At 60.1% G+C, this 23413-nt stretch carries 19 protein-coding genes; 11 read left to right on the top strand and 8 right to left on the bottom strand.

Annotated features, from left to right (window positions below):
• Nucleotides 1-21: 21 nt before the first annotated feature.
• Nucleotides 22-393, top strand: a complete 372-nt coding sequence (locus tag JKL48_RS01415; RefSeq protein ID WP_201977636.1) for a hypothetical protein — start codon at nucleotides 22-24, stop codon at nucleotides 391-393.
• 3 nt (nucleotides 394-396) lie between these two features.
• Here the strand turns inward: JKL48_RS01415 and JKL48_RS01410 are convergent, their stop codons facing one another.
• Complete coding sequence (locus JKL48_RS01410) at nucleotides 397-987, bottom strand: Uma2 family endonuclease (RefSeq protein ID WP_201977635.1); 591 nt, start codon at nucleotides 985-987, stop codon at nucleotides 397-399.
• Nucleotides 988-1078: 91 nt separating this feature from the next.
• On the opposite strand from JKL48_RS01410, the gene JKL48_RS01405 reads away from it, so the two are divergent.
• The 6 genes from JKL48_RS01405 to rfbA all read left to right on the top strand — a co-directional run bounded on the left by JKL48_RS01405 (nucleotide 1079) and on the right by rfbA (nucleotide 7429).
• A complete protein-coding gene (locus JKL48_RS01405) occupies nucleotides 1079-1711 on the top strand; it encodes an acyltransferase (protein ID WP_201977634.1) in 633 nt (210 codons plus the stop codon).
• Between the two features lie 29 nt (nucleotides 1712-1740).
• Nucleotides 1741-3036, top strand: coding sequence for a nucleotide sugar dehydrogenase (locus tag JKL48_RS01400; protein WP_201977632.1), 1296 nt, complete (start codon nucleotides 1741-1743; stop codon nucleotides 3034-3036).
• Nucleotides 3037-3141: 105 nt separating this feature from the next.
• Complete coding sequence (gene galE / locus JKL48_RS01395) at nucleotides 3142-4167, top strand: UDP-glucose 4-epimerase GalE (RefSeq protein ID WP_201977629.1); 1026 nt, start codon at nucleotides 3142-3144, stop codon at nucleotides 4165-4167.
• 93 nt (nucleotides 4168-4260) lie between these two features.
• Nucleotides 4261-5316 (top strand): dTDP-glucose 4,6-dehydratase, encoded by a 1056-nt coding sequence (gene rfbB / locus JKL48_RS01390; RefSeq protein WP_201977628.1) that lies wholly within the window; start codon nucleotides 4261-4263, stop codon nucleotides 5314-5316.
• A gap of 104 nt (nucleotides 5317-5420) precedes the next feature.
• Nucleotides 5421-6428 carry an SDR family oxidoreductase gene (locus JKL48_RS01385; protein ID WP_201977627.1) on the top strand — a complete coding sequence of 336 codons (1008 nt, stop codon included), beginning with the start codon at nucleotides 5421-5423 and terminating at the stop codon, nucleotides 6426-6428.
• Nucleotides 6429-6550: 122 nt separating this feature from the next.
• Nucleotides 6551-7429 carry a glucose-1-phosphate thymidylyltransferase RfbA gene (gene rfbA, locus JKL48_RS01380; protein ID WP_201977626.1) on the top strand — a complete coding sequence of 293 codons (879 nt, stop codon included), beginning with the start codon at nucleotides 6551-6553 and terminating at the stop codon, nucleotides 7427-7429.
• A gap of 98 nt (nucleotides 7430-7527) precedes the next feature.
• Here the strand turns inward: rfbA and JKL48_RS01375 are convergent, their stop codons facing one another.
• Together JKL48_RS01375 and JKL48_RS01370 are read right to left on the bottom strand one after the other, a co-directional pair.
• On the bottom strand, nucleotides 7528-9186 hold the full coding sequence (locus JKL48_RS01375) for an FAD-dependent oxidoreductase (RefSeq protein WP_201977624.1): 1659 nt from the start codon (nucleotides 9184-9186) through the stop codon (nucleotides 7528-7530).
• A 181-nt stretch (nucleotides 9187-9367) separates the two neighbouring features.
• Complete coding sequence (locus tag JKL48_RS01370) at nucleotides 9368-10786, bottom strand: sensor histidine kinase (protein WP_201977623.1); 1419 nt, start codon at nucleotides 10784-10786, stop codon at nucleotides 9368-9370.
• A 175-nt stretch (nucleotides 10787-10961) separates the two neighbouring features.
• On the opposite strand from JKL48_RS01370, the gene radA reads away from it, so the two are divergent.
• The 4 genes from radA to JKL48_RS01350 all read left to right on the top strand — a co-directional run bounded on the left by radA (nucleotide 10962) and on the right by JKL48_RS01350 (nucleotide 18750).
• Nucleotides 10962-12359, top strand: a complete 1398-nt coding sequence (radA, locus tag JKL48_RS01365) for a DNA repair protein RadA (protein WP_201977622.1) — start codon at nucleotides 10962-10964, stop codon at nucleotides 12357-12359.
• Nucleotides 12360-12594: 235 nt separating this feature from the next.
• Entirely contained in the window at nucleotides 12595-14211 is a 1617-nt protein-coding gene (locus JKL48_RS01360) for a TlpA family protein disulfide reductase (protein WP_201977621.1), read from the top strand.
• A gap of 157 nt (nucleotides 14212-14368) precedes the next feature.
• Nucleotides 14369-15388 carry an SPASM domain-containing protein gene (locus JKL48_RS01355; protein ID WP_201977620.1) on the top strand — a complete coding sequence of 340 codons (1020 nt, stop codon included), beginning with the start codon at nucleotides 14369-14371 and terminating at the stop codon, nucleotides 15386-15388.
• Entirely contained in the window at nucleotides 15349-18750 is a 3402-nt protein-coding gene (locus JKL48_RS01350) for an SNF2-related protein (RefSeq protein ID WP_317191873.1), read from the top strand. The genes JKL48_RS01355 and JKL48_RS01350 overlap by 40 nt, the downstream gene beginning before the upstream one ends.
• Before the next feature lie 415 nt (nucleotides 18751-19165).
• Here the strand turns inward: JKL48_RS01350 and JKL48_RS01345 are convergent, their stop codons facing one another.
• From JKL48_RS01345 to rsmI, 5 genes are all read right to left on the bottom strand, one after another.
• Complete coding sequence (locus JKL48_RS01345) at nucleotides 19166-19507, bottom strand: hypothetical protein (RefSeq protein WP_201977619.1); 342 nt, start codon at nucleotides 19505-19507, stop codon at nucleotides 19166-19168.
• A gap of 154 nt (nucleotides 19508-19661) precedes the next feature.
• On the bottom strand, nucleotides 19662-19880 hold the full coding sequence (locus JKL48_RS01340; protein WP_201977617.1) for a hypothetical protein: 219 nt from the start codon (nucleotides 19878-19880) through the stop codon (nucleotides 19662-19664).
• A gap of 51 nt (nucleotides 19881-19931) precedes the next feature.
• Nucleotides 19932-20738: an inositol monophosphatase family protein gene (locus tag JKL48_RS01335; protein ID WP_201977616.1), complete on the bottom strand. Its 807-nt coding sequence runs from the start codon at nucleotides 20736-20738 to the stop codon at nucleotides 19932-19934.
• Between the two features lie 136 nt (nucleotides 20739-20874).
• Nucleotides 20875-22533 (bottom strand): apolipoprotein N-acyltransferase, encoded by a 1659-nt coding sequence (gene lnt, locus JKL48_RS01330; protein ID WP_201977615.1) that lies wholly within the window; start codon nucleotides 22531-22533, stop codon nucleotides 20875-20877.
• Nucleotides 22508-23275, bottom strand: a complete 768-nt coding sequence (gene rsmI, locus JKL48_RS01325; RefSeq protein ID WP_201977614.1) for a 16S rRNA (cytidine(1402)-2'-O)-methyltransferase — start codon at nucleotides 23273-23275, stop codon at nucleotides 22508-22510. Before rsmI ends, lnt begins: the two co-directional genes overlap by 26 nt.
• Between the last annotated feature and the right edge of the window lie 138 nt (nucleotides 23276-23413).

Below are 23413 nucleotides of genomic sequence, written 5' to 3'. Positions count from 1 at the left end.
GCTGCTATGCCGTACCAGCAAATGGGAAACCTCTGGTCCGCCTGGCCCCGCTTCTTTGTGATGCTTTTGGTGTTGCTCGTGCTTGATAGTGCATGGTCGTATATGGGGCTTTACATTGACTTTGTAAAAGCGCCTGTGAATGCGTCAGATGGCGGTTTCGCTTTGTCCCAAGCAGCTGTGGAGACAAATGCGTTGGTCAGTTGGGGACTGGGAATGGCGTTCAATGCTGGCCTGCTGGCGTGGGCCTTACGGCAGCGACACGTGGGCGAATCAGTGGCCGCATTCATCGGGATGCTTTGGTTGACCTACCTAAGCTTTTGCTTTTACCTCCTGATTTCATTCGGCTACGGCCTAGCTGCAATGCTGCATGCAATTCTTGGCGCAAAGCCATAAGCGCTAGTCAAATTCAACTCCCGCGTACACCTCCACCAGCGGCACTTGGCAGCCAATGCAACTCAAGTCCAGCACGGCATTGAGGTCGCGGGTTTCGGTGAGCACCCAGCGGCCGAGCTCGTCCAGCGTATGCAATTCGGCGTGAACCGACTGCGCGTCCAGCGTGAGGTACTGGCGCAGGCTTGGTACTTGGCGGTACAGCATAAACTTGTCGCTGCGGTCGTAGAGGCTGGTGCTGGGCGATAGTGCCTCGACCAGTAGCGTGGGGTTTAGCAGGGTGTCAGGCTTTTGGCCATCGTTAAATTCTGGCTTGCCGCACACCACCGTCAGGTCCGGATACACGAAGGCGCTGCCGCTCATGATTTGCAGGCGTTGGTCGCTGCCCACTACGGAGCACCCTTTGCCGCGCAGGCGACTATATAACTCTCCTGTCAGGTTTGCACAAATCAGGTTGTGCGCGTAGCCGGCGCCGGCCATGGCCCGCACTTCACCCTGATAATATTCGTGCTTGAATTCCGCCGCACGCTCTAGGCGTAGGTAGTCTTCGGGCGAAACAAAGGCCGTGGGGTCAGCTTGAAAGGCAGGTTGCTCCATAATACAAGCGAAATAAGCGAATTACCCAAAAGTACGAAGCCAACCCCGCCCTTCTCCTTACCTTTGCGGGCCGAAACTACCCGCACCCCGCATGCCCCACGCTACGCCCGATTACTACGCCCATCCCACTGCCGTCCTCGACGAGGGCTGCCAGGTAGGCCGGGGTAGCCGCATCTGGCACTTTTGCCACGTGTGCGCCGGCGCCGATATTGGCGAAGACTGCAACCTGGGCCAGAATGTTTTCGTGGCCGACGGCGTGACCCTGGGCCGCAATGTGAAGGTGCAGAACAACGTCAGTCTCTACGGGGGCGTCATCTGCGAAGATGACGTGTTTCTGGGCCCTTCCGTGGTGTTCACCAACGTGAAAAATCCGCGCAGCGCGGTGGCTCGCAAAGGGCCCGGCCAATACCTGACCACGTATCTGGAGCAGGGCGTCACCATCGGGGCCAATGCCACCATCGTATGCGGCGTGCGCTTGGGGCGCTACGCCTTTGTGGGAGCAGGAAGCGTGGTCACGCACGACGTGCCCGCCTACGCCCTCGTATACGGCACGCCTGCGCAGCCCCAAGGCTGGATGAGTGCCTACGGGCACCGCCTCACTTTTGACGAAAAAGGCCGTGCGACGTGCCCGGAAAGCGGGGAGGCTTACCAGTTGAGCCCCGACGAACACTCGGTGAGGCCCGTGGTGCCTAACGCAGCCAAACGCCCCCGGGTGAACTCATAATTTATAATTCATAACTCATAATTCCAGCAGTGTACGACCAATTATTGCGCAAAGAGGCCACGCTGGCCGTTATCGGCCTCGGCTACGTGGGCCTGCCCATCGCCCTTGAGTTTGCCAAGCAACTCAAGGTTATCGGCTTTGACATCAACGCCGGCCGGGTGGCCCAGATGAAGCAGGGCATTGACCCCAGCGGCGAACTGGAGAAAAAAGACTTTGAGGGCTGCGACATCACGTTCACCGATTCGCTGGAGGTATTGCGCCAGGCCCAATTCTACATCGTGGCCGTTCCCACGCCCATCGACGAGCATGCCCAGCCCGACCTCAAGCCCCTGCTCGGCGCGTCGTCGTCGGTGGGCAAAGTGCTGAAGAAAGGCGACTACGTGGTATTCGAAAGCACCGTGTACCCCGGTTGCACCGAGGAAGACTGCATTCCGGTGATGGAACGCCTTTCGGGCCTGAAATTTCCGGTTGATTTCAAAGTTGGCTACTCGCCTGAGCGCATCAACCCCGGCGACAAGGAGCACACCCTCACCCGCATCGTGAAGGTGGTGAGCGGCTGCGACGAGGAGTCGCTCGACGTGATTGCCAAGGTATACGAGCTGGTGGTGAAAGCCGGCGTGCACCGCGCCAGCAGCATTCGGGTGGCCGAGGCCGCCAAAATCATTGAAAACACGCAACGCGACGTCAACATTGCCCTGATGAACGAGCTGTCGATGATTTTCGACCGCATGAGCATCAACACCTACGAGGTGCTGGAAGCCGCCGGCACCAAGTGGAACTTCCTGAAGTTCTCGCCCGGTCTGGTAGGCGGTCACTGCATCGGCGTCGACCCGTACTACCTGACCTACAAGGCCAAAGAGCTGGGTTACGACGCCAAAGTTATTCTTTCGGGCCGCACCACCAACGACAACATGGGTGCCTACATTGCCCGCAAGACGGTGCAGATGATGATTAAAAAAGGCAAGGACGTGGCCAAAAGCCGAGTGCTGGTGATGGGCGCTACGTTCAAAGAAAATGTGGAGGATATTCGCAACTCCAAGGTGGCCGACGTGATTCAGGAGTTGAAAAACTTCTCGGTAAATGTCGACATCGTTGACCCGCACGCCGATTCCAATGAGCTGCACCACGAATACGGCTTCCGCCTCACCCACAACGATGACGTACGTGCCGACTACGACGCCGTGATTGTGGCCGTGAGCCACCAGCCCTATGCCGAGAAAGACGAGGCCTATTTCAAATCCATCACCTCCGATAACGCCGTGCTGGTGGACATCAAGGGCCTGTACCGCGGCAAAATGAAGGACCTGCATTACTGGAGCTTATAATTTATTGAGCTGTTAGCCAATAGCTATTAGCTGTTAGCTCTCTGTCTATGGGAGCAATAGCCAAAAAAGCTAACCGCTAATGGCTTTCAGCTAGTCGCTAACAATATGAAAATTCTCGTTACCGGCGGCGCCGGCTACATCGGCTCTCACGCCGTGGTGGAGCTATACCAAGCGGGCTATCAGCCGGTTATAGTCGACAATTTTAGCAATTCGGAAGAATCGGCGCTGGCCGGTATTGAAGCCATTATTGGCGCCAAAGTACCCACGTATCGCATCGATTGCGCCGACAACGCGGCCCTTCGCACTGTTTTTCAGACGGAGGAAAAGATTGACGGCGTCATACACTTTGCGGCGTACAAAGCCGTCGGCGAGTCGGTGCAGAAGCCGTTGGCCTATTTCCAGAACAACGTGGGTTCGCTATTGACCCTACTGGAAGTGATGACCGAGTTTGAGGTAACAAACCTGGTGTTTTCGTCCTCGTGCACCGTGTACGGTATTCCCGATGCCCTGCCCGTAACGGAAGCCACGCCCAGCAAGCCGGCTTCGTCGCCCTACGGCCGCACCAAGCAAATGTGCGAGGATGTGGTGCACGACGTTTCGGCCGCGCCCACCAATAAGCTGCACACCATTTTGCTGCGCTATTTCAACCCAATCGGGGCCCATAATTCCGCTAAAATTGGGGAATTGCCCCTGGGAGTGCCCAACAACCTGGTGCCCTACATTACCCAAACGGCGGCGGGCATTCGGGAGCAGCTCACCATCAATGGCGGCGATTACGACACTCCCGACGGGACCAATATCCGGGACTACATTCACGTCGTTGACCTCGCGAAAGCGCACGTGGTTGCGGTGCAGCGCTTGCTGGACCGTAAGGCCAGTGAGGTGGTCGAGACCTTCAACGTGGGCACGGGCCACGGCAATTCGGTGCTGGAGGTGGTGCAGGCCTTTGAGCAGGCCAGTGGCCTGAAGCTGAACTACCACATCGGCCCACGCCGGGCCGGTGACGTGCCGGCCATCTACGCCGATGCTACCAAAGCCGAGCAGGTGCTGGGCTTTAAAACCGAAACGTCACTGCTGGACTCTTTGGCAAGTGCCTGGAAATGGCAGCAAACCCTTCATAAAAATGGCTGAACTATTGAACTGTTGGATGGCTGAATTGCCTGGGCTGATAAGCCTTCCGACAGTTTAACCATTTAACAGGTCAACAATTTAATAATCCAACCCATGAAAATTCTCATCACCGGCGGCGCCGGCTTCATCGGCTCCCACGTAGTTCGGCTCTTCGTTACGAAATATCCCGACTACCAGATTCTCAACCTCGACGCGCTGACTTACGCCGGCAACTTGGAGAACCTGCGCGACATTGAAAACGCGTCGAACTACAAGTTCATCAAGGGCGATATTGCCGACCAGAACTTCATCGACCAGCTTTTTGCCAACGAAGAGCCCGACGCGGTGATTCACCTCGCGGCCGAGTCGCACGTCGACCGCAGCATCACCGACCCCATGGCGTTTGTGAAAACCAACGTCATCGGCACCGTGAATCTGCTGAATGCGGCGCGCAACCTGTGGCAGCCCGGCGGCTACGATGGCCACGTGTTTTACCACGTAAGCACCGACGAGGTATACGGCTCATTGGACTTCGGTCCCGAAATGTTCACTGAGGAAACGGCTTACGACCCTCGTTCGCCTTACTCGGCTTCTAAGGCTAGCTCCGACCATTTTGTGCGCGCCTGGCATCATACGTACGGCCTGCCCATCAAGCTGAGCAACTGCTCCAACAACTACGGCCCCAATCACTTCCCCGAGAAGCTGATTCCCTTGGCCATTCACCGCTTGCGTACCGGCCAGCCGGTGCCCGTGTATGGCAAAGGCGAAAACGTGCGCGACTGGCTGTTTGTGAAGGACCACGCCACGGCCATCGACGCGGTGTTTCACAAGGGCAAAAACGGCGATACCTACAACATCGGCGGCGTGAACGAGTGGCAGAACCTCAAGCTCATCGAGCTGCTCTGCGACGTGGTGGACCAGAAAACCGGCCAGGCCCAGGGCACCTCGCGCAAGCTCATCAAGTTCGTGACCGACCGCGCCGGCCACGACATGCGCTACGCCATCGACTCCTCGAAAATCATGAACGAGCTGGGCTGGAAGCCGAGCGTGACTTTCGAACAAGGCCTCGCCCAAACCGTAGACTGGTACCTCGCCAACGAAGAATGGCTCAACAGCGTAACGAGCGGTGCTTACCAGGACTACAACCAGAAGCAGTACGCGGGACGGTAGCGCTGCGCTCAATGAGGAATGAAGGATGAGGAATGAAGAATTGCTTCGCCTGATTCGTCAGTAACAATTCCTCATTCTTCATTCCTTATTCTTAATTAAACAAAGTGTACGAAACCCCTTTCCACGAGCAGCCGCTTGATAACCTGACGTTTCTCGTTACCGGTGGTGCGGGCTTTATTGGCTCCAACATCGTGGAGTACCTGCTGAAATACGGCGTGAAAAAAGTGCGGACCTTGGATAATTATTCCAACGGCTTCCGCAAAAACCTGGCGCTGTTTGCCGGAGATTCCCGCCTGGAAATTCTGGACGGGGACATTCGCGACGCAGCGGTGTGCGCTGCCGCCTGCGCCGGCGTAGACGTGGTGTTGCACGAAGCGGCCCTCGGCTCGGTGCCCCGCTCCATCAAAGACCCCGTGCTGACCAACGACGTGAACGTGGGCGGTTTTGTGCAGATGCTGACCGCGGCAAAGGATGCGGGCGTGAAGCGCTTCGTGTACGCCGCTTCGTCGTCCACTTATGGCGACCACCCCGGCTTGCCCAAAGTAGAAGACCGGATTGGCAAGCCGCTTTCGCCCTATGCCGTGACGAAATATGCCAACGAGCTGTACGCCGACGTATTTGCCCGCACCTACGGCATGGAGATAATCGGCCTGCGCTATTTCAATATCTTCGGTCCCCGCCAAGACCCCGGCGGAGCTTATGCGGCCGTGATTCCGTTGTTCATTGACGCCATACTGAACAATACGCCGCCCACGCTCAACGGCGACGGCGGCCAGACCCGCGATTTTACCTACGTAGAGAACTGCGTGCAGGCCAACATTCGCGCCGCATTGGTGCAAAAGCCCGAAGCGCTGGGCCAGGTTTACAACATTGCCGTGGGCGACCGGACGTCGCTGGTGCAGATGTATGACATTTTACGCGAAGAAGCCGGCTCGGACCTGGCGCCGAAGTTCGGCCCCGACCGGGCCGGCGACATTCGCGACTCTTTGGCCGACATCTCCAAAGCCCAAAACCTGCTGGGCTACAACCCGCAGATTCGCATCCGCGAAGGGCTGCGCCAGACCCTGGACTGGTTCCGGGCCAACCAAGCGTTTATTCAAGAGAGAAATTAATTCGTTTTCATGCAGAGCGCAGCGAAGCATCTCGCGTGTAGCATTATATCAATCGGTTGAATTACTATTGCACGCGAGATGCTTCGCTGCGCTCTGCATGACGTTCTAACACCTCAAATTTCATGAAAGGAATTATCCTCGCCGGCGGCTCCGGCACCCGTTTGCACCCGCTCACGCTGGCCGTTTCGAAACAGCTCATGCCTGTGTACGACAAGCCGATGATTTATTATCCGCTGTCGATTTTGCTGTCGGCTGGCATTCGGGAGGTCTTGATTATCACCACTCCCCACGACCAGGAGCAGTTTAAGAAATTGCTGGGCGACGGCAAAAATCTCGGCTGTGATTTTCAGTACGTAATACAGGAAGTGCCCAATGGCCTGGCCCAGGCTTTCGTGCTGGGCGCTGATTTCATTGGGAAAGACAAAGTGGCGCTGGTGTTGGGCGACAATATTTTCTACGGTTCGGGTTTAGAGGAACTCCTGAAAGCCAACAATGACCCCGAGGGCGGCGTGGTGTTCGCCTACCACGTGCACGACCCCGAGCGCTACGGCGTGGTGGAGTTCGATGCCGATAAGAAAGCCCTTAGCATTGAGGAAAAACCGGCCAAGCCCAAGAGCAACTACGCTGTGCCAGGGCTGTATTTCTACGATAACGACGTAGTCGAAATTGCCAAAAACCTCGAAATGAGCCCCCGCGGCGAATACGAAATCACCGATGTAAACCGCGAGTACCTGAAACGTGGCACGTTGAAAGTAGGTATCCTGGGTCGGGGCACGGCTTGGCTCGACACGGGCACGTTTGAAAGCCTGATGCAGGCCGGCGAATTTGTGAGAGTCATTGAGCAGCGTCAGGGCCTGAAAGTAGGTTCGATTGAGGAGGCGGCTTATCGCCAAGGCTTTATCAATGCTGACCAGCTACGGGCTATTGCCGCTCCGCTGCGCAAAAGCGGCTACGGCGACTACCTGATGCACCTACCCGACCAGTTGATGCTGGAAGAGTAAGACGCCTTTGGCTCCATGAAGAATGAGGAGTGAGGAATGAAGAATTGTCGTTGGATAATTCTTCATTCCTCACTCCTCGTTCTTCATGGAGCGAAGCGTTACTCGTCTAAGTACTGGTGTACAAACTTGATGGCCATGCTGCCCTCGCCCACGGCGGACGCTACGCGGGCCATGGCCCCGGCGCGGCTGTCGCCGGCGGCGAAGATGCCGGGTACGCAGGTTTCGAGCAGAAACGGTTCGCGGGTCTGCTTCCACACGGCAGCGTAGCGCGGGTCGGTTACGAGGTCGCGGCCGGTTAGCAGAAAGCCCTTGCTGTCGCACAGCACTTGGTCGTGCACCCATTCGGTGCTGGGCTTGGCGCCAATGAAGACGAAGAGGGCGCGAGCCGGGCGCTTTTCAACGGTGCCGTTGATGTCGACCATCACGGCTTCAAGGTGGTCTTGCCCGCACACTTCTTTGATTTGGGAAAAAGGCAGCAGCTCAATGTTGGGCGTATGGCGAATTTGCTCAATCAGGTAAGCCGACATGCTGGCGGCCAGGTTGGCCCCGCGAATGACGATGAACACCTTGCGGGCATAAGTCGACAAATACATCGCCGCCTGCCCGGCCGAGTTGCCCCCGCCCACGATATACACGTCCTGCTCGCCGCAGCTGCGGGCCTCGGTGCGGGCCGCACCATAATACACGCCCGCGCCGCTGAGGCGGTCGATGCCCGGCACGTCGAGCGTGCGGTAGCTGACGCCGGTGGTCATCACCACCGCTTTGGTGCTGATTTCACGGCCATCGGTGAGGGTGAGGACCTTGTAGCCGTCCTGCACGCAGAGCTTGGCTACTTCCTGCGGGGCCAGGAACTCGGCCCCGAGGCGCACGGCCTGGGTCCAGGCGCGGTAGGCCAGCTCGGCGCCGCTCAGGCCGGTGGGGAAGCCCAGGTAGTTTTCGATGCGGGAGCTGGTGCCGGCCTGGCCGCCGGGCGTCTGGCGCTCCACAATGAGGGTTCTGAGGCCTTCGCTGGCACCGTACACGGCGGCGGCCAGGCCGCTGGGGCCGGCGCCTATCACCACCACGTCGTACATCTCCTGCAGCGGCTTATTGGCAATGCCCAGGTGGTCGGCCAGTTCAGCCTTGGTGGGGTTGGGCACCGTTTTGCCATCGGCACAGATGACCAGCGGCAAGTCGGTGGCTGCAAAGCCGCGGGCTTTCACCAAATCCTGCGCTTCGGGGCTCGTTTCGTAATCCAGCCATTGGTAGCCCACCATGTAGCCGCTGAGGAAGTCCTTCAACTCGTGCGAAAGCGGCGACCATTGAAAGCCAATCAGGCGCACGCCGTCGAAGGGCGGCTTGTGCGTTACCTGCCAGGCGTCGAGCAAGTCGTGCAGGGTGGGGTAGAGGAGGTTTTCGGGCGGGTCCCAGGGCTTCATCAGGTAGTGGTCGAGCCGGGCCGAGTTGATGGCCCGCACCGCGGCTTCCGTGTCGGCATACGCCGTGAGCAGCACTCGCTTGGCATCGGGGTAAAACTCGCGCGAAGCCGTGAGCAGTTCTACCCCTTCCAGGTCGGGCATGCGCTGGTCGGCAATGATGAGGGCCAAGGGCTCTTCTTTGGCCTTGAGCTCCTGAATGGTGGCCAGGCCCTCGGGGCCGGAGTTGACGCGCAGAATCCGGTAGTCCTGGCTGAACTCCTGGCGCAGGTCGCGCGTGATGGCGGCCAGCACCTGGGTGTCGTCGTCGATGGTAAGGATAATGGGTTTTTTTGCAGCCATGGTAAGGAAGATGATGCTCTAAGGTAAGGGCCCAGACTTCTCGGTGCTATGCCGGAAGCACGCGCCGCCCGTCGGGTCAGGCGTGGCGCAGCGTCTTCACGCTGGGACGCAAGTGGTTTCAATCGCCGGGAATGTTTTGGGATGCGCAGCAGGCCGAACGCCGAAGCAAGTGGTTTTGCTGCTACGCCAGCGGCTTGGGCACCGGCAGCCAGGCGCAGAACTCGGTGCGGCCCGGCACCGAATGCACTTCCAGCCGCCCATCGTGCTGCTTAATGATGCGCTGGGCAATGTCGAGCCCCAGGCCCGAGCCGGCACCGGCCTGCTTGGTGGTATAGAAAGGCTCGAAGATGTGCGGCAGCACATTGGCCGGAATGCCGCTGCCGTTGTCAATCAAAAACACGCGCACAAAATCGCCTTCGCGCCGGGTGCGCAAGGTAATTTCGCCGCCCTGGGCCGGCAGGGCATCCACGGCGTTGTCGATGAGGTTGGTCCATACCTGGTTAAGGCTACTAACCTGGCCGCGAATCTGGGGCAGGTCGGGGGCATAGTCGCGGACAATGCGCACGTTTTTCTGGCGCAGCTGGAAACCCAGCATATTGACCGTGCTGTCGAGGCCGGTTGTCACATCAAGCAGCTCAAAGCCGCCGTCGCGGTCCATGTGGGAATAAGTTTTCACATCGGCCACCAGCTTGCTGATGCGGCTGCCGGCCTCCTGCACGTCGCGGATTAGCTGGAGCGTGGTTTGCTGGCTTTCGAGCCAGGCAAACGCGGCCGGGCGCGCGGCGCGGGGCAGCACCTCGGCCGCACCGGCCAGGGTCTTTTCCGTCAGGCCCATTTCGAGCAGGCCCGGTGCCAGCCGGTAGCCGTCGGCCACGCCCTGCGCGGTGAGCCAGTCGGCCAGTTCGTCTTCCCGCTCCGACTGCTCCAGGGCCGACCGGCGCGGCGCGGGCTCGTCGGTTTTGGCCACGGGCGCGGCCAGGGCCGCGAAGGCGCACAGGTGGGCCGGGTTGGGGCTCAGCTCCAGCAGCTCGCTGAGCAGGTGGGGCTGGGTGGCGGCGCGCTCGGCCAGGGCCTGGGCGGCGCGGGCAATGGCCGCCGCGGGGTTGTTGAGCTCGTGGGCCAGGCCGGCCGAAAGCTTGCCCAGGGCCCGCAGCTTGTCGTCGCGCTCCTGGCCGCGCACCTGCTCGCGGCTGCGGTCGTTCATCACGGCCACCAGGCTCTGAATCAGCTCTGGGCTTGCTTGCTCCAGGGCCGGAAACTGGTCGCGGTGCAACTGGTAGAGCAAGGTGTCGCCCACGGCCACGCCCTGGCTGCCGAAGTTACGCAGGCGCGAATAGGGCAGCACGCCCGTCACCTGCCCGGTCTCAACGCGGAACACGGGGTCGCGCTGGGCGCCCTTCACGGCGTAGAACTGAATGGTGCCGCGCACCACGGCCATCATGAAATCGGCCTGCCCGCCTTGCTCAAACAGAATTTCGCCATCGGCGGCCGTGCGGCTTTCGCCGTGGGCCAGCAGCCACTCAAGGGTTTCGGCCGGCAAGTCGGCAAATACGGTGACAGTCGCCAGCTCGGCGGGGGAAAGGGTAGCGGTTTCGACCATGGCTATACAACTATAAAAAGAGCAAAATGTTGAGCAGGTCCGGGCCGTGGAAGCCGTACCTTGCACCCGATGGCCCGAGGCTTCAGAAAGACGAAAGCTACGGCCAAAAGGCAACTTTTTCGGCTGGGATGGCCTTATAAAACATCCGTTAAACTCCCCGAAATTAAGCCTTTTCATGGCCAAAGCAAGAAGTGTATTTTTCTGCCAGAGCTGCGGCGCGCAGTCGGCCAAGTGGCTGGGCCGCTGCCCGGTGTGCGGCGAGTGGAACACCTACGTCGAAGAAGTGGTGCAGAAAGAAACCGCGGCCACCACCACCGGCCAGTGGAAGCCCGCCAGCACCGTGCCCGGCGGCAACCTCACGAAAGCGGCCAAGTCCGTCCCGCTCGGCGACATCATGGCCGAGGACGAGCCCCGCATCCTCACCCCCGATGGCGAACTGAACCGCGTACTGGGCGGGGGGCTGGTGCCCGGCTCCATTGTGCTCATTGGCGGCGAGCCCGGCATTGGCAAAAGCACGCTCATGCTCCAGATTGCCCTGAGCCTGCACCAGCTGAAAGTGCTGTACGTGAGCGGAGAAGAGAGCGAGGCGCAAATAAAAATGCGCGCCGAGCGCCTGGCCGATGGCCAGCATCCCGACTGCTACATCCTCACCGAAACCAACACCCAGAACATCTTCCGCCAGATAGACCAGGTGCAGCCCAACATCCTTGTCATCGACTCCATCCAGACCATGCATTCCACGCTGGTGGAAAGCGGGGCGGGCAGCGTGAGCCAGGTGCGCGAGTGCACCGCCGAGTTCCTCAAATTTGCCAAGGAAACCAGCACGCCGGTGCTGCTCATCGGCCACATCACGAAAGACGGCAGCATCGCCGGCCCCAAAATCCTGGAGCACATGGTGGATACCGTGCTGCAATTCGAGGGCGACCGGCACCTGAGCTACCGCATCCTGCGCACCACCAAAAACCGCTTCGGCAGCACGTCGGAGCTGGGCATCTACGAGATGCAGGGCGATGGCCTGCGCCAGGTGAGCAACCCGAGCGAAATCCTGCTCTCGCAGCGCGGCGACAGCCTGAGCGGCATGGCCATCGGGGCCACGCTGGAAGGAAACCGGCCGCTGCTGGTAGAGGTGCAGGCCCTCGTCACCCCGTCCACCTACGGCACGCCGCAGCGCAGCAGCACCGGCTTCGACGCCAAGCGCCTGCAAATGCTGCTGGCCGTGCTGGAAAAGCGCGCCGGCCTGCGCCTGGGCCAGCACGACGTGTTCCTGAACATTGCCGGCGGCCTGCGCCTCGACGACCCGGCCCTCGACATGGCTGTGTGCGCCGCCGTGGTGTCGTCACTCAACGACTTGCCCATTCCCGGCAACGTGTGCCTGGCGGCTGAGGTGGGCCTGAGCGGCGAAATTCGGGCCGTGTCGCGCCTCGACCAGCGCCTGGCCGAAGCCGAAAAGCTGGGCTTCCGGGAAATGTACGTATCCCAGTTCAACGGCAAGGGTTTAGACCTGGCGCGTTTTGGGCTGAAGGTGCACGCAGTCAGTCGGCTAGATGAAGTACTGAGCTGCTTATTTGATTGAGCAGTAAGGCGATACTTATAAAAGTATTGCTATACTATTGTTCAGCTGCTCAGGGTAGTTCTTCCGGGATGCCAAGCAAAATGGCGCGATATTATTTTGGACTTTATAAACGGAAAAGCCTTATCTTCGGATTGCTGATAGGCTTTTTTCGCGAATTTTTAAGTAAGGCGGCTTGGTTCTATCCATTGTCTGGTCCGTTTTGGTAGTTGTTTTGGCTGCTCGTCTCCTTGAGGTTATGATGTTACCTTTTCGTTTTTGTGCACACCGGCTGCTTGGCACGGTACTGCTACTGCTGCCGCTGCTGGGTCAGGGGCAGGGACGTACGACGGTCGTGGGCGCTGCCGCCAAGGCTGCCCAGTTCACCGACGATGTCAATACCAGCGGCGTAGCCATTCTCACGGGACGCATAAACGGGCCGACGACGGATTCAGTATCTATTTCATTGCGCGAAAATCCACTCGACCCAAAGGAAAAGCTGTATCGGTCCGCCATAACTGAAAAAGGAGAGTTCAAAATAACGGTGCCCTTGAAAGGGCCTTCCAAGGCTGACTTCGTGTATGGCGACGATGTAGCCCCGCTGTTCCTGGACCCCGGCACCGACTTGGATGCCCGCTTCAAGGGCACGGATATGTCGGGGACGCTGCGCTTCAAGGCCAACGACGTGCCCACTGGCTTGGCCACCAAGCTGCGCAACGGCAACAACCTGAACGCCGAGCAGCGCCACCGCCAGCAGGCTGCCAACGCCAATAATTACCTCCAGGAAGCAGACGCGCAATTTGTGGAAAACGATGGTTTTCAAGTATTGCCCGACAACATCCAGCTGTACGAAGCCCCGTTCTTGTCGTTTCTGGAATACCGCCGCAAGCACGAGTTTAACTTTCTGGAAGACCACGCCGCCAAGCAGTCGTTCACGCAGGACTTTTACAACTACGCCCACGCCGAAGTGGTGTACTCCTATGCCAACGACCGGCTCACGTTTCAGGACCTGCGCGAGCAAGTGGTAAACACCGAAGGCCGCCTGAAAATGGCCCCCGACTACTACAATTTCCTGCGCGAGCCCGGCCTGCTCAACGAGCCCAATGCCGTGCTGAGCGAGCTGTACCACGAATTCCTGCTCAACTACGTGCATTTTACGGTGGCGCAGGACAAGCACCAACGCACCGACCCGGACTTTTATCCGGCCTCCTACGCCTTGGCCAGTCGGAAGCTCAACGGCACGACCCGCGCCATTATTCTCGGCCGCATCTTGCAGGAGTCGTTCCGGTTTGGGCACGTGAAGCAGTCGGCGGCCATGCTGGCCGACTTCCGCAACTATGACTCCAAGAATGCCTACTATCCGACGCTGCTGGCCGATTTCAACCAGCACAAGGACTTCGCCATTGGGGCGCCGGCCCCCGACTTCACCCTCACCTCGGCCACCGGCGACACTGTACACCTGCACGACTTTCAGGGCAAACTGGTGTACCTCAACTTCTGGAAAAGCACCAACGGCTTGTGTCTGCGCGACCTGGCTTATGCACAGGAGCTGATTCGCAAGTTTGAGGGCAAAAACATTGTTTTCATCAACGTGGCCCTCGATGAGAACGAGCAGGCCTGGAAGCAGCTCGTGACCGTGAAAAAACTGCCCGGTGTGCAGGTGCGCGTGCCCGGCGGTGGCCTGCGCTCGCCCGTGGCGAAAGAATACGCCTTGCAGGAGGTGCCCACCTACATGCTGGTGGGGGAAGACGGTACCTTCCTCAATACCAAGCCGAAGCGCCTGAGCAGCCGCGCTGCCGTGGATGAAATCAACCAGTCGTTCGGCAAGGCCAGCACCTACACCAGCGCCATCGAGTTTCCGGCCACCAAGAAATAGCGGTAGCCCACCAGTTGTCATCCTGAGCGGAGCGAAGGACCTTATCACGCCAGAAAAGCCGTTAGAACATTCCTAACGCCAGCTGTTCTCTCGTGGCAAGGTCCTTCGCTCCGCTCAGGATGACCTATTTTTAGCCTTTCCGTTTTCCGTCCCTACGATGTCTGTGCTCTCCGATAGCCTCAATGTTTTGTCGAAAGTCACCCCGCTGCGGGTCTGGAACGCGACGCAAATCATTGGCTCCTACATCCTGAGCAAGCTCACGGGCCGGGCCCGGCTGCGCGGGCTGCCCATGGCCCTCAGTTTTGAGCCCACTACCAGCTGCAACCTGCGCTGCCCGGAGTGCCCCAGCGGCCTGCGCTCGTTCACCAGGCCCACGGGCATGCTACCGGCCGATTTATTCAAGCGGACCATTGACGAGGTGGCCAGCCGGCTGTGGTACCTGATATTTTATTTTCAAGGCGAGCCCTACCTGCACCCGCAGTTTCTGGAATTGGTGAAGTACGCAGCCGATAAAGGGATTTACACCGCCACCAGCACCAACGCCCACTACCTCAACGACCAGAACGCCCGCCGCACGGTGGAAAGCGGGCTGGACCGCCTCATTATTTCGCTCGACGGTACCACGCAGGACGTATACCAGCAGTACCGCGTGGGCGGCAAGCTGGAGAAAGTGCTCGAAGGCACCCGCAACGTGGTGAAATGGCGCAAGGAATTGAAATCGAGCACGCCGCGCATCATTTTTCAGTTTTTGGTGGTGCGGCCCAACGAGCACCAGATTGACGATGCCAAGCAATTGGCCGAAGCCTTAGGCGTGGACGACGTGTGGTTCAAAACGGCCCAGATTTACGACCACGCCAACGGCTCGCCGCTCATCCCCACCATCGACTATTACTCGCGCTACCAGAACAACGGCAACGGCACCTGGAGCCTGAAAAACCAGCTCCTGAACCACTGCTGGAAAATGTGGCATTCCTGCGTCATCACCTGGGATGGGCTGGTGGTGCCCTGCTGCTTCGACAAAGACGCCGAATACCGCCAGGGCGACCTCAAAACCGAAACCTTCCGTCAGCTCTGGCGCGGCCCGAAATACCAGCGGTTTCGCAGCACGCTCCTCAAGGGGCGCGACCAGATTGAGATGTGCCGCAACTGCTCGGAGGGCACCAAGGTATGGGGGTAAATGCCGGGCCGCACCCGCACCAGTACGTGCTGCCGGTGCCCACGCTGGCCGAACTCACCGGCGCGCTCATTGGGCAGCACTGCACCGCCTGGCCGGCTGCGGATGCCCGTGCGCTGGCTGCCATTCAGCCCGAGGCGCTGACGCTGAACCTCGGCACCTTTACGAGCACGGCGGCGTGGGCCGGCGCCGGGACTTTCCCGGCAGTGGTGGTGCAGCAGGAGGCAGGCCGTGTACTGGTGGCGTGTGCCTGCGACGAGCCCAAACCGAAGCTGTGCGAGCACCAGGCGCTGGTGCTGCTGAGCGTGTTGCAGCGGCGGGAGCTGCGGCTGTTTTTTGACCAGCCGGCGCGGCAGCAGTTTCTGCGAACGCTGGCCCGCGACTACGGCCTGGAGCACGCCGAGGACCTCGACACGCATTTTGAGCTGACTTACAGCCGGCCCGGTACCGTGGTGGCCTTGCCCCGACGCACCGAACTTTATCCGGTGACGTCTACCGCCAAGCAGGACTTGCTGGCGCAGCTGTGGCTGCCTAAAGCAGCGCCGCCCGAGCTCCAATCCGTTGGCTCGCAATTCTTGGTGCTGGACCGCCACCGCTACTACGGCCACCTCACCATTCACTTGGCCGAAGCTGCGACCACGGCCACCGGCAAGCTCAAAAACCCGGTGTCGCTGCTCAACCCGCTGGACGGCATCTGGCAGCTGACGGACCCCGACGAGGTGAAATTTTATACGGCCCTGGGCCGGTTCCAGCACAACTACGATGAAGAACGGACCGAAGTGGCCCTGGCCGCGCTGCGGGCCGTGGTGCGCAACCCCGCCGGCCTGCCCGTGTACGCACACAACCCGGCGGCGTCGGAAAAGATAACGGCGGCTTCGTTGCGGCCTGTGCAGCTGCGCCAGGCCAAAACCGACCTGCGCCTGCGCGTGACCCAGCAGGGCGAGTACTTCGAAGTGCGCGGCGAATTGCTGCTCCACGACGAGCCCTTCGACCTGAAAACCCTGGCCATTCGCTACGAGTATTTTCTGGTGGCCCGCGAGGCGCTGTACCTGCTCGACGACCTCAATGTGTGGCGGGTGGTGGCTTTTTTTCAGAAGCGCAACAACACGCTGCTGATTCACGAAAGCAAGTTCGCCGAGTTTCGGACCGACGTGCTGGCCAACCTCGAAGGCAAGCTGCGCATCGACTACGGCTACGTGGTGCCGGCCACGCCCGAAGACCGCGCCGCACTGGGCTTCGACGAGCCGCCGGTGCCCCTGCTCTACCTCACCGATGCCGGCCCGCACGTGGAGCTGTTGCCCGCCATGCGCTACGGCCCGCAGGAAGTGCCTGTGTTTTCGCACCGCCGCCTTTATGCTACCGATGAACTGGGCCGGGCCTTCGTGCTGGCCCGCGACCGCGACGCCGAAGCCCGCTTTGAGCTGGCCCTGCTGCGGCATTACCCCGATTTTCAGGAGCAGCTGAGCCAGGAGGCGCTATACGTGCCCAAAACCCATTTTCTGCGCGAGGAGTGGTTTTTGGAAGCGTTTGAGGACTGGCGCAACCACGGCATCACCATTCTGGGATTTAATGAGCTTAAAAACAACACGCTGAACCCGCACAAAGCCCGCATAACAGTGCGCGTGAGCAGCGAAACCGACTGGTTCGAAACGCTGGTGCGGGTGCGTTTCGGACAGCAGGAGGCTCAGCTGCGGCACCTGCGCCAGGCCATTCGCAACCAGAGCCGCTACGTGCAGCTCGACGACGGCACGCGCGGCCTGTTGCCCCAGGAATGGGTTGAGAAGTTTGCAGCGTGGTTCGCGGCTGGCACTGTGGTGGAGGAAAAAATCCGTACGCCCAAAATCAGCTTCGCGGCCCTGCCGGAGCTGTACGAGCCGGCCGTCCTCACACCCGAAGCCCTGGCCGAGCTGGCGCGCTGCCGGGCCGCCGCGGCCGATTTCACCGGCATTGCGCCGGTGACCGTGCCCGCGGGCCTGCGCACCACCCTGCGCCCCTACCAGCAGCAGGGCCTGAACTGGCTGAATTTTCTGGACGAGTTTGGCTTCGGCGGCTGCCTGGCCGACGACATGGGCCTGGGCAAAACCGTGCAGGTGCTGGCTTTTCTGCTGCACCAGCAGGAGGCGGGCCACCGCCCGGCCAGCTTGGTGGTGGTGCCCACGTCGCTGGTATTCAACTGGCAGGCCGAGGCGGCGAAGTTCGCGCCCACGCTGCGGGTGTACGTGCTGCACGGCGCGGGGCGGCGCCAGGAAATCAGCCAGTTTGCAGAGCATGACATCGTGCTGACGACGTACAACACGGTGGTATCGGACAGTAAATGGCTGAAAGATTACCGCTTCAACTACGTGTTTCTGGACGAGGCCCAGGCCATCAAAAACCCCGACTCGCAGCGCTACCGGGCGGCCTGCCTGCTGCAAGCCCGCAACCGCGTGGTGCTGACGGGCACGCCTGTGGAGAACAATACCTACGATTTGTACGGGCAGCTCTCGTTTGCCTGCCCGGGGTTGCTGGGCAGCCGGCAGCACTTCCAGCGCGAGTTTGCGGTGCCCATCGACCGGTTTAAGGATGCGCGGCAGGCGCGGGCGCTGCAGCAGAAAATCAGCCCGTTTGTGCTGCGCCGCACCAAGGCGCAGGTGGCCACCGAGCTGCCCGCCAAAACCGAAATGGTGCTCTACTGTGAAATGGGGGCCGAGCAGCGCCGCGTGTACGAGGCCTGCAAAGAGGATTTCCGTGCCAAGCTCCTGGGCCTGCACGAGGACGAACCCCTCAAAAACCACATGCACATCCTGCAGGGCCTCACCAAGCTGCGCCAAATCTGCAACTCGCCGGCGCTGCTGCCCGAGGAGGAGTTTTATGGCCAGGCGTCGGCCAAGATGGAGGTGCTGCTGGAGGAAATCAGTACAAAAGCTCCGCAGCACAAAATCCTGATTTTCTCGCAGTTCGTGGCCATGCTCAACCTGATTCGGAAGGAGCTGGCCCAGCGCGGCATTGCCCACGAATACCTCACCGGCCACACCAAAGACCGGGCCGGCGCCGTCAACACCTTTCAGCAAAACCCCGACGTGCGCGTGTTCCTCATCAGCCTGAAAGCCGGCGGCACCGGCCTCAACCTCACCGAGGCCGACTACGTGTACCTCGTAGACCCGTGGTGGAACCCCGCCGTCGAAAACCAAGCCATCGACCGCAGCTACCGCATTGGCCAGACCCGCCACGTGGTGGCCGTCCGCCTCATCTGCCCCGATACCATTGAGGAAAAAATCATCAAGCTTCAGGAAACCAAACAGGCCCTGGCCCACCAACTGGTGAAAACCGACGCCGCGCTGCTCAAGTCCCTCACAAAACAGGAATTGTTGGGCCTCTTTAGCTAGATGGCTGAGGCACTTGGCAACTCAAGCACGTCATGCAGCGCGTAGCGAAGCACCTCGCCCGTGCACTTGTCATCCTGAGCGTAGCGAAGGACGTTATCGCCAATAGAAGCTGTTTGGGAAGGGTGTCGTTTGCCGGTGCAACGCCTACGGCGTCGCACCGGGCGGAACCTTCTTTCTAAACAGCTTCATAAACAGTTTTGTAGTACCTCCGTTCGGTACAATCGTGATAAGGTCCTTCGCTACGCTCAGGATGACAGGCGATGCCTGCGAGATGTTCCGCTAAGCATGACTGCCTATTCAAAAAGTGCACCGGCCAAATGCCTCAGGCCAGAAACGCACCATGCCACTGGCTTGCCTTTTCGGTGCAAGCCAGTGGCATGGTGCTGTAGCAGCAGGCAGAAAAGCCGAAACCGGCTTATTTGTGGCTCTTGTCCAGGTTCTTGCCGAGGTCTTCTACTTGCTTCAGGAAGTCGTCGGTGTCGGTGTCGGCATACACGCCGTAGGCCGACGAAATGGTGCCGCGCACGCCATCAGTCGCTTCAATGGCGTAGAGAATGGACATGTCATCGGGGTCGCTTTCGCCCTCGAAGCGGTAGAAATCCACAATGGTTACCTCGTCGGGCGCGTAACTTTTCGACGAATTCTGGTCGAGGGTGTGCAAGCGGCCGTTGGTTACTTTGAAATCCTGCGTGAAGCCGTCTTTGGTCAGCTTGTTTTCTACGTTTACGAGCGACCGTTCTTCTTCTTTGTCCTGCATGGCGATGGGTGTTGTGGGTAAGGAAATACGGCGGAGCCGGAGCTAACGCAACCCGCCCCCGCCCCGGCTATACGCAGCCAGGGCGGGGGCGGGTTATATGTATTTATTCCAGCAACTTTATTTCAGCAATCAGCAGGTTCGGGTCGCGCCTGCCTCAGAGGCCGCCCTTCGCCGCCCGTGCCTCAATGGTGCGCTGCAAACGGTCTACATCGAGCTGTCCGCAGGCACCGCCGCAGCCCTTGGCACAGCCCGCGGCCGTCTTACTGAAGAACGCCCGGTAAAAAATCCGGGCCACGTAGAACGCCGCAGCCACAAACAGCGCCCCAATAAGCAAGTACTGAATTTCGACGGAAGCAATGGCAAGCAATAGCATGCGAGGTAAACTGCGATGGGAAGAGAATAGTTTAAGCCTGTATTATTCCTCTTATGCTTGCCAGAACTCGCCAATGGTGGCTTGAATCTCGGCGTGCAGCCGGCCATTGCTGGCCACTACATCCCGGCCAAACAGCGGGTCGCCGTCTTCCAAAAACTGCGTGACGTGCCCACCCGCCTCCCGCACCAGCAGAATGCCCGCCGCCACATCGTAGGAGTTCAGGTTGAATTCAAAGAAGGCTTCGCAACGCCCGGCGGCCACATACGCCAAATCAACCGCCGCCGAGCCCAGCCGGCGCACCCCGTGGCTGCGGCTCATAAAAGCGCCCAACAGCTGCAGGTAAGCCGGCATTTTGCCAAAATCCTTATAAGGAAATCCAGTGGCAATGAGGGCGCTGTTGAGTTCTGGAATATCGGTGACGTGGATGGGCTGGTCGTTGCAGAACGCGCCGCCGCCGCGCACCGCCCGAAAACTCTCGTCGCGGTTCACCTCGTGCACCACGCCCACCACCAGCTCGTGGCCTTGCAGCAGCGCCACGCTGATGGAATACACCGGCAGCCCGTGCACAAAGTTGGTGGTGCCATCGAGCGGGTCAATTATCCAGGTGAATTCCTCGGTGTGCGTGTCTGGCCCGGCAGTTCCCTCCTCGGTAATAAAGCCGGCCTGGGGCAGCAGCTGGCGCAGGCCGGCCACGAGGCGGCGCTCGGTTTCCTGGTCTACGTAGCTCACGAGGTCGTGCAGGCCTTTGTGCTCAATCCTGGCGCGGTCGAATACGGAAGCTTCCTGGCGGATGAACTGAGCAGTGGTGCGGCAGAGGTCGGCAAGGGCGTGGGAGAGTTGGAAGAAGTCGAGGGGCATATTAGAATTTTGAAGATGCAGAGACGCATACTTGCGTATTGCCGTTGCTGATGTGGTTAGTGCTGTGTGGTTGTGGGTATTCCGGTGCGGTTCCATTCGTTCAACGCCGAGACGCAAGTATGCGTCTCTACATCGTTCAGGTAAACGCCGTCTTTCTGTTCCAGCCTACTACTATAGCCACCAGCAGTAACAACACCGCCAGCACCTGCGCGCCCCGCCCAATCAACTCCCCAAACCGCACATAAAACGTCGCCTCCTCATTCAAATGCACGGTAGCGCGACTGGCGGTGGGCACCCAGGCTTTTTCGCGCTGAGTGATTTCGCCCTTCTGGTTGATGAAGCCGGTGAAGCCCGTATTGGCGGAGCGGGCCAGGTCGCGGCGGGTTTCGATGCAGCGTAGCTGGCCGTAGCTGAGGAGCTGGCGGTAGCCGGGCGAGTCGTGCCACCAGGCATCGTTGGTGATGAGGCCCAATAAGGTGGCGCCATTGTGGGCGTATTCGCCCACAAAATCGCCGTAAATGGATTCGTAGCAGATAACCGGGGCCACGCGCAAAGCCGGGGCATTAGCCGGTGCCCGGTACACCGTGCGTTCGGCCTGGCTGCCCACGCTGCCCACGGTGCCCCCGAGGTCGATGTGGGAAATGAGAGAGGCCAGGATAGGCGGAATTTTTTCTACACCAGGCACGAGGCGCGACTTGTGGTAGAAGGCAATAGGAGCAGTAGCCGAGGCGAAGTACGCGCCGGTGTTGAAGATGTCGTAGTAGCCGAGGTCGTCGCGGTGCCGGGCGGTTTCGCTGGCCGCTTCCTTGTTGGGGTAGGAGTTGATGGTGGTGATGCCGGTGAGCAGCGCCACGCCGGGGTGCTGCGCCAGCCACTCCCGCACCCGGCGAATTTTGGGGTTGCTTTCGATGGTGTTTTCCCAGTAGGGTTCTTCCAGCGCCGTTTCGGGCCAGAGCACGAGGCGGGTTTGGGGGGTGAGGTGCTGCTCGGAAAGCGCGAGGAGGCGGGTAAGTTGGTCGTCGTAGGGAACGAACTTAGCACCGCCTTCAAATTTCTCCACGTAGGGGTCGAGGTTGGGCTGCACCACCACTATTTCCGCCGTAGGGCCTTTTTCCTGGTAAGTGGCCCCGATGAGGTAGGACAGGCCGATGGGTAGAATAATGAGCAATAAGCAATGAGCAATGAGCAATGGCCGACTGAATTGCTTGCCCACAATTGTTAATTGCTCATTGTTCATTGCTAATTGAAAAAAGGCAAGGTTCACTACCCACACCCACACCGAGCCACCCAGAAAGCCCGTGTACTCGTACCACTGCACCCATTGCGGCGCCGCGGCGAAGCCATTGCCCAAGGTGAGCCAGGGCCAGGTGATGTCCCAATGCAGGTGCAGCTGCTCAAACGCAACCCAGAACACGGGCAGGGACAGGTAGCCAATGCGGTTGCCCAGGCGTTTCTTGGTCTGGCGAAAGGCCATCAGCGGCAGGCACATGAGCAGGGCATTCAGCACGACGGCGGCAATGCCGGCCGCGAGGTCGGCGTAACTCACCCACCAGGTGGTGAGGGCATTCCAGAGCACTAGAAATAAATAGGTGCTGGCGAATACCCGGCCTTTGCGGGCGCCGGCCAGGGTGAGCTGCCGCTCCATAACGAGGTAGGGCACCCACCCGATGAACAGCAGCGGGACCAGCCAAGCCGTGGGATGCGGCGCCCAGCCGCCCCACAGGAGCAGCGCGCCAAGCACGGCCAGCACCACGGGATGCCGCCAGGGGCTAGTCGTCGCCGTCGAGTTCGTCATCGGCTTCGTTGGTGCGGCGGTATCGGTCATCGCGGCCGGGGCGGGGCTCGCGGGGAGGCGGGGTGAGGTTTCCTTCGACGACAACGACAATTTCTCCTTTAATAGCGGGCCGAGCCGCGAAGTCAGCCTCCAGGCTGGCCAGCGTGCCGGTCACGGTTTCTTCGAAAAGTTTGGTGAGCTCGCGGCTGACCGACGCCGGCCGCAACGGGCCCAGGACTTCGGCCAATTGGCCCAGCGTTTTGACAATGCGGTGGGGCGACTCGTAGAAAATCATGGTGCGGGTTTCGGTGGCCAGCTGTTGCAGGCGCGTTTGCCGGCCTTTTTTCACCGGCAAAAAGCCCTCGAACGTAAACCGCTCGGCTCCGAAGCCCGATTTCAGCAAGGCCGGCACAAAGGCCGTGGGCCCCGGCAGGCACTCCACGCCCAGGCCCCGCGCCAGGCACTCGCGCACCAACAGAAACCCAGGGTCCGAGATTCCCGGCGTGCCGGCGTCCGATACGAGGGCCATGATTTCGCCTTTCTCCAGCCGTTCCAGCAGGCGCGGCACCTGTTGGTGCTCGTTGTGCAGGTGGTAGGAAAGCAGCGGCTTCTTAATTCCCAGGTGCTGCATCAGGCGGCCGCTGGTGCGGGTGTCTTCGCACAGCACCGTGCCCACCTCGCCCAGCACGCGAATGGCGCGCAAGGTGATGTCTTCCAGATTGCCGATGGGCGTGGGCACGAGGTACAGAACCGTATTGGGCATGATGCAAAGGTAGCGGGTTGGGAAATGGTAGGCGCCTGTCATCCTGAGCGCAGCGAAGGACCTTCTCACGTTCGCATGGGTTGAAATACTGCGAATTGTTATTGCGTGAGAAGGTCCTTCGCTGCACTCAGGATGACA

This window comes from Hymenobacter rubidus, from assembly GCF_016734815.1.
GTDB classification, from domain to species: domain Bacteria; phylum Bacteroidota; class Bacteroidia; order Cytophagales; family Hymenobacteraceae; genus Hymenobacter; species Hymenobacter rubidus.
This window is presented reverse-complemented; position numbering and strand designations above follow the sequence as displayed.